The organism is Micromonospora echinofusca (genome assembly GCF_017614955.1).
In the GTDB taxonomy this organism is placed as follows: domain Bacteria; phylum Actinomycetota; class Actinomycetes; order Mycobacteriales; family Micromonosporaceae; genus Micromonospora; species Micromonospora echinofusca_A.
In genome coordinates, this window is record NZ_WVUH01000380.1 from 1 (window position 1) to 6,349 (window position 6,349).

A 6,349-nucleotide genomic window follows, 5' to 3' on the forward strand; every position below is an offset into this window, starting at 1 on the left:
GGCGGGAGGTGCGGATCGGGGAACGTCGGGCCGGCCTGCACGCCGACGGGCACGGCGCCGAACGGCACGTCGAGGACCGGTGGGCGACCGTGCACCGGTCCGGCCCGGAGCCGGCAGGACCGGCCGGTCGGCGCCGCGCACCGGACAATGCGCCAGGTGGCGGTCCGGCCGAACCGACGTCGGGCGGCTGGGAGTCCGGGTCACCGTCCGGTGGCTGGGATGCCGGGCCGCCCTCCGGCGGCTGGGAGACCGAGCAGTCCCCGGGTGGCTGGGAGTCCGGGCCGCCGTCCGGGTCATGGGACACCGGACCGTCCGCCGGGCGCCGTCCGTACGGCCCGGGAAGGTACGACAGCGGAGCGCACGGTGCCCGGGGTACCGCCGAGGCGGATCCGGGGGAAGTCTGGGCCACGAAGGCCGGTGGCCCGTCCCGGCGACGGCACGAGCGGGACGACCGGGACGCCGAACTGCCCTACCCGGGTGGCTCCCACCACAGCGGCGGCTCCTACCGGTCGGCAGCCCGGCACGGGGACGGCCACTGGCGCTGACCGCGCCCCGGAGCAGCCACCGCGCCGGTCACCACCAGAGGGCGCCCCGGAGCAGCCACCGCGCCGGTCGCCCGCCTGGCCGCGCCGGTCACGTGTCGATGTCGCCGGTCACTTGTCGATGTCGCCGACCACGAAGAACATCGAGCCGAGGATCGCGATCAGGTCGGGTACCAGGCAACCGGGCAGCAGCGTGGCGAGGGCCTGCACGTTGGCGTACGACGCGGTGCGCAGTTTGAGCCGCCAGGGGGTCTTCTCGCCCCGGGAGACCAGGTAGTAACCGTTGATCCCGAGCGGGTTCTCGGTCCACGCGTAGGTGTGCCCCTCCGGCGCCTTGACCACCTTCGGCAGTCGGGTGTTCACCGGCCCGGTCAGCCGGTCGACCCGGTCGAGGCACTGCTCGGCGAGGTCGAGGGAGACGTACACCTGGTCGAGCAGCACCTCGAACCGGGCGTGGCAGTCGCCGGTGGTGCGGGTGACCACCGGGACGTCCAACTCGCCGTAGGCGAGGTACGGCTCGTCGCGGCGCAGGTCGAGGTCGAGCCCGGAGGCGCGGGCGACCGGGCCGGACGCGCCGAACGCGGCGGCCTCGGCGGCGGTGAGCACCCCGACCCCGACCGTGCGGGCCAGGAAGATCTCGTTGCGGCGGATCAGGTTGTCCAGGTCCGGCAGGCGACGGCGGACCTCGTCGATGGCGGCCCGGGCGCGTCCGGTCCACCCGGCCGGTACCTCCTCCTTGAGCCCGCCGACCCGGTTGAACATGTAGTGGATCCGGCCCCCGGAGACCTCCTCCATCACCGCCTGCAACGTCTCCCGCTCGCGGAAGGCGTAGAACATCGGGGTGATCGCGCCGATCTCCAGCGGGTACGAGCCGAGGAACATCAGGTGGTTGAGCACCCGGTTCAGCTCGGCCAGCGCGGTGCGCAGCCAGACCGCGCGTTCCGGCACCTCCAGCCCCATCAGCCGTTCGACGGCGAGCACCACACCCAGCTCGTTGGAGAACGCCGACAGCCAGTCGTGCCGGTTGGCGAGCACGATGATCTGCCGGTAGTCGCGGACCTCGAAGAGTTTCTCCGCGCCCCGGTGCATGTAGCCGACGACCGGTTCGCAGGAGACCACCCGTTCCCCGTCGAGGACGAGTTTCAGCCGCAGCACACCGTGGGTGGAGGGGTGCTGCGGCCCGATGTTGAGCACCATGTCGGTGCCGAGCTGCTGCCCGTCGGCGGCCGTGTCGGGGACCAGGCCGGCTCCGGTACCGACGGTCAGCTCACGCAGGGCACCGGCGTCCGTGGTCATGCCCGTCATCGTGCCATGGACGGCGTCGGGTCGATGCCGGGCGCCAGCAGCGGCGCCGGGTCGATGCCGACCGGTTGCAGCAGCCACCAGTGGCCGCCGAGGCCGGCCGGGTCGGTCAGTTCGGCGGCGGCGGACGCGGCGGCCAGCGCCCGGACGTACCCGGCCGGGTCGGTCCCGGCCAGGGCCAACGGCGGCCGGGCCCCGTCGACCCCGAGCGCCCGCAGCGCCCCGGCCTGACCGACCAGGGTGTACGGCTGCCCGCCCGGCACCACCCCGGCCTCGGCGACCGCGTCGACGGCCACGTGCGCGGTGAGGTCGGTGGAACCGTCCGGCACCGGGGGCACCTGCCGGCCATTCCGGTACCCGGTCAGCGTGCCGTCGACCGGCCGTCCGGCACGCAGGTGGCCGTAGTCGACGGCGAGGGCGAGTCCCGCGTCGAGGGCGGCCACCGCCGCCGCCCAGGCGGTGTCCCGGGGACGGCCGATCTCGGCCCGGCCGGCGGGGCTGCCGCCCGACGTCCCGGTCACCGGCCACCAGCGGGCCAGCCATTCCGCGTCCGCCCCGGTGACCGGGGGACCGGCCTGCTCGGTGCCGTCCGGGGCGACCAGCACCTGCCGCCAGCCGTCGGGGCCGGTCTCGGCCACGTCGACCGGTACGTTGTCCAGCCACTCGGTGCCGAGCAGCAGCCCGGTCAGCCCGTCCGGTACCGCGTCCACCCAGTCGACCCCGGCTGGCAGGTCCACCGGTCGGGGGGCGAGTTCCACGGCGACCGGCCGCAGCCGGGCGGCCAGTTCCGGCGGGGCGAGGTGGGTGAGGGTACGCAGCAGTTCGGCCCGGCCGGCGCCGATGTCGACCAGGTCCAGCCGGGCCGGCCGGTCGAGTGCCACGTCGACTCGGTGCAGCAGGCGCAGCAGCGCCCCGGCGAAGGCCGGGGTGGCGTGCACGCTGGTCCGGAAGTGCCCGGCCGGCGCCCCGGTGACGAAGAACCCGGCCGGCCCGTACAGCGCCTCCGTCATCGCTGTCCGCCAACTGCGCAGCATCAGTTCACCCGCCGTTCAAAGCCTGTCACGCTGCCGACCCTACGGTCGCGGCCATGAGTCGATTCGCCGTACCGCTGCGCGCGCCCGTCCTGGTCGCCGTGCCGCTGCTCGTCGCCGTACCCCTGCTCTGGCCGCCGGACGCGGACGCGGCGCGGACGCCGCAGGCCCGGCCGTCGTCGGCGGTCCAGGACCAGCTCCGGCTGGTGCACGCCCGGGCCGAGACCCCGGCACTGTACGACGACACCGCCGGTGGCGACGCGGACGCCGACGACCCGGCGATCTGGGTGCACCCGACCGACCGGGCCGGCAGCCTGGTGATCGCCACCGCCAAGAACGGCGGGCTGCGGGTCTACGACCTGCGCGGCCGGGAGCGGCAGGCGATCGCCACCCCGCCGGCCCCCGGACCGGACGACGAGTCGGGCCGGTTCAACAACGTCGACCTGGTGACCGGCTTCCGGCTCGGCGGTCAGCGGGTGGACCTGGCGGTGGTGACCGACCGGGGACGGGACCACCTGCGGTTCTACCGGATCGACCCGGTGACGCGGCGGCTGACCGACGTCACCGCCCCGGACGTCCGGTACGCGTTCAGCGCCGACCAGGACGAGGTGAACGACCAGCGGACGGCGTACGGGTTGGGCACCTTCACCGACCCCGACGGTACGACGTACGCGCTGGTCAGCCGGCGCAGCACACCCGAGGTGGGGATCTTCCGGCTGGTCGCCGAGGGTTCGACGGTCTCCTACCTGCCGGTGGACCGGCTGACCCTGCCGTCGACGTTCACCCTGCCCGACGGCTCGGCCTGGGCGCCGTGCGCCGACCCGGGCGACGGGCCGCAGGTCGAGGGGACCGTGGTGGACCCGGCGACCGGGGTGGCGTACCTGGCCCAGGAGACCGTCGGGCTCTGGCGGATCCCGGTGCGGGGTGGCCGGTTCCAGGGTGCCCCGCAGGTCGTCGAGCACACCCGCGAGTACGGGATCCCGGCCGCGTACGACGCCGAGGAGGACGAGTGCGTGGTGGACTACCCGGCCGACCCCGGGTTCGGCGGGCGGATCGCCGCCGACGTGGAGGGGCTGACCATCCGGCCGCAGGGCCCGTACGACGGCACCCTGGTCGTCTCCAGCCAGGGCGACGACACGTTCTACACGTACGACCGGCGTACCCTGCGCCCGACCGGCCGGTTCGCGGTGACCGACGGCCGGGCGGTGGACGGGTCGCAGGAGTGCGACGGGGCGGCGGTGGTGGCCACCCCGTTGCCCGGGTACCCGGGCGGCCTGCTGGTGGTGCACGACGGCGGAAACACCCCGGAGGTGGTCGGACCGGACGGCGAGGCGCGCCCGAACACGAACTTCAAGTTCCTCGACGCGGGGTTCCTGCGGCAGGGCTGAGCCCGGTCGGCTCTCGGCTCGCGGTGATCAGGTGTTAGGAAGGGGCCCTTCCTCTACCGAAAGCGTTAACAAGGGGCCCTTCCTTACCGCCCGGCGGGCGGTGAAGGTTTTCACACCGTCTTGTGACCACTCGGCAACAGCGGCGCATACTTGCGATCGACCGGTACCCACTTCCGAGGACTGGATCGCTGCCATGAGCGCTTCTCCGCGCCCTGCCCCGGGTGCTGCTCCGCGCCCTGTAACCGACGCCGCTCCGCGCCCAGGCGAGGCGGTGCCCGTCGGGGCCGCCGTGTCGGGACCCCCGTCCGTCCACCCGCGTCGACCGTTGACCGTCGGGGTGGTCGGTGGTGGCCGGGTCGGCGCCGTCCTCGGTGCCGCCCTGCACGCCGCCGGGCACCGGGTGGTCGCCGCCTCCGGCGGTTCCGGGGCGACCCGCGCCCGGATCGCCCTGCTGCTGCCCGACGCCGCCCACCTCGACGTGCCCGCCACCGCGCGGGCCGCCACCGACCTGCTGCTGCTGGCGGTGCCGGACGACGCCCTGGCCGGGGTGGTGTCCGGGCTGGCCGGGGCCGGGGTGCTGCGCCCCGGTCAGGTGGTGGCGCACACCTCGGGCGCGCACGGGACGGCCGTACTCGCCCCGGCGGTCGCCGCCGGTGCCGGTGTGCTGGCCCTGCACCCGGCGATGACCTTCACGGGTACCCCGGACGACCTGGCCCGGCTGGCCGGCATCTCGTACGGGGTGACCGCCCCGGCGGGGCTGCGCCCGCTGGCCGCCCGGCTGGTGGCCGACCTCGGCGGGGTGCCCGAGTGGGTCGCCGAGGCGGACCGGCCGCTGTACCACGCGGCGCTGGCCCATGGCGCGAACCACCTGGTCACGCTGGTCAACGAGGCGGTGGACCGGCTGCGGGACGCCGGGGTGACGCAGCCGGAGAAGGTCCTCGGGCCGCTGCTGCGGGCCGCCCTGGACAATGCCCTGCGACTGGGTGACGCCGCCCTGACCGGCCCGGTTTCCCGGGGGGACGCCGGTACCGTCGGGAAGCACCTGGACCGGTTGGCCGCGACGGCGCCGGAGTCGCTGGCCCCCTATCTCGCCCTCGCCCGGCGGACCGCGGTCCGGGCGATTGCCGCCGGCCGGCTCCGGCCGGTCGACGCCGAGTCGCTGCTCGGCGTCCTGGCCGACCGTGACCGGGAGGTTGTCGGATGACCGAACTGCTGCACACCCGCGCCGAGCTGGGCAAGGCCCGGTCCGGGCTGACCGGCACGGTGGGTGTGGTGATGACGATGGGTGCCCTGCACTCCGGGCACGAGGCGCTGCTGCGGGCCGCCCGTGAGCAGGCCGACCACGTCCTGGTGACGATCTTCGTCAACCCGTTGCAGTTCGGTCCGAACGAGGACTTCGACCGGTACCCGCGCACCCTCGACAGTGACCTGGAGATCTGCCGGCGGGCCGGGGCGGACCTGGTCTTCGCCCCGGACCGGGCGGAGATGTACCCGGGTGGCGCGCCCGAGATCCGGGTCGAGCCGGGGCTGCTCGGTGGGGAGTTGGAGGGCGGCAGCCGGCCGGGCTTCTTCCACGGGGTACTCACCGTGGTGCTCAAGCTGATCAACCTGACCCGTCCCGACCTGGTCTTCTTCGGCGAGAAGGACTACCAGCAGCTGACCCTGGTCCGACGGATGGTGGCGGACTTCGACCTGCCGGTGCAGGTCGTCGGGGTGCCGACCGTGCGCGAGCCGGACGGCCTGGCGCTGTCCAGCCGGAACCGCTACCTGTCGGCGCCGGAGCGGGCCGCCGCGCTCAGCCTCTCGACCGCGCTGCGGGCCGGGGCCGCCGCCGCCGAGCGCGGGCTCGATCCCACCAGCGTGCTCGCCGCCGCCCATCACGCCTTCGACTCGAGTACGCCCGGAGCCCGGCTGGACTACCTGGTGCTCACCGACCCGGATCTGGAGCCGGGGCCGACGGGTGGTCCGGCGCGGATGCTCATCGCCGCCTGGGTCGGTACCACCCGACTGATCGACAACACGGCGGTCCGGCTCGCCGCCCACGACTGACCGTTCCGCCCGCCGCCGGGGACTGGCCGCCCGGCCC

At 74.8% G+C, this 6,349-nt stretch carries 5 protein-coding genes and 1 pseudogene; 4 read left to right on the forward strand and 2 right to left on the reverse strand.

Annotated elements, in window-relative coordinates:
- Positions 1-545: pseudogene (locus tag GSF22_RS28900) on the forward strand (hypothetical protein); the annotation flags it as partial.
- Between the two features lie 108 nt (positions 546-653).
- Here the strand turns inward: GSF22_RS28900 and GSF22_RS28905 are convergent.
- Entirely contained in the window at positions 654-1,847 is a 1,194-nt protein-coding gene (locus GSF22_RS28905; RefSeq protein ID WP_208817017.1) for an NADH-quinone oxidoreductase subunit D, read from the reverse strand.
- Complete coding sequence (locus GSF22_RS28910; protein WP_208817025.1) at positions 1,844-2,878, reverse strand: SAM-dependent methyltransferase; 1,035 nt, start codon at positions 2,876-2,878, stop codon at positions 1,844-1,846. Before GSF22_RS28910 ends, GSF22_RS28905 begins: the two co-directional genes overlap by 4 nt.
- A gap of 53 nt (positions 2,879-2,931) precedes the next feature.
- Between GSF22_RS28910 and GSF22_RS28915 the strand changes: the two genes are divergently transcribed.
- The 3 genes from GSF22_RS28915 (at position 2,932) to panC (ending at position 6,312) form a co-directional block, all read left to right on the forward strand.
- Positions 2,932-4,263: a phytase gene (locus GSF22_RS28915; protein ID WP_208817033.1), complete on the forward strand. Its 1,332-nt coding sequence runs from the start codon at positions 2,932-2,934 to the stop codon at positions 4,261-4,263.
- A gap of 193 nt (positions 4,264-4,456) precedes the next feature.
- Positions 4,457-5,467 (forward strand): Rossmann-like and DUF2520 domain-containing protein, encoded by a 1,011-nt coding sequence (locus GSF22_RS28920; RefSeq protein WP_208817035.1) that lies wholly within the window; start codon positions 4,457-4,459, stop codon positions 5,465-5,467.
- Positions 5,464-6,312, forward strand: coding sequence for a pantoate--beta-alanine ligase (panC, locus tag GSF22_RS28925; protein ID WP_208817037.1), 849 nt, complete (start codon positions 5,464-5,466; stop codon positions 6,310-6,312). Before GSF22_RS28920 ends, panC begins: the two co-directional genes overlap by 4 nt.
- Positions 6,313-6,349 lie beyond the last annotated feature (37 nt).

Coding starts and splice junctions, on each gene's coding strand:
- GSF22_RS28905 (WP_208817017.1), bottom strand. CDS start 1,847: ATGACGGGCATGACCACGGACGCCGGTGCCCTGCGTGAGCTGACCGTC.
- GSF22_RS28910 (WP_208817025.1), bottom strand. CDS start 2,878: ATGCTGCGCAGTTGGCGGACAGCGATGACGGAGGCGCTGTACGGGCCG.
- GSF22_RS28915 (WP_208817033.1), top strand. CDS start 2,932: ATGAGTCGATTCGCCGTACCGCTGCGCGCGCCCGTCCTGGTCGCCGTG.
- GSF22_RS28920 (WP_208817035.1), top strand. CDS start 4,457: ATGAGCGCTTCTCCGCGCCCTGCCCCGGGTGCTGCTCCGCGCCCTGTA.
- panC (WP_208817037.1), top strand. CDS start 5,464: ATGACCGAACTGCTGCACACCCGCGCCGAGCTGGGCAAGGCCCGGTCC.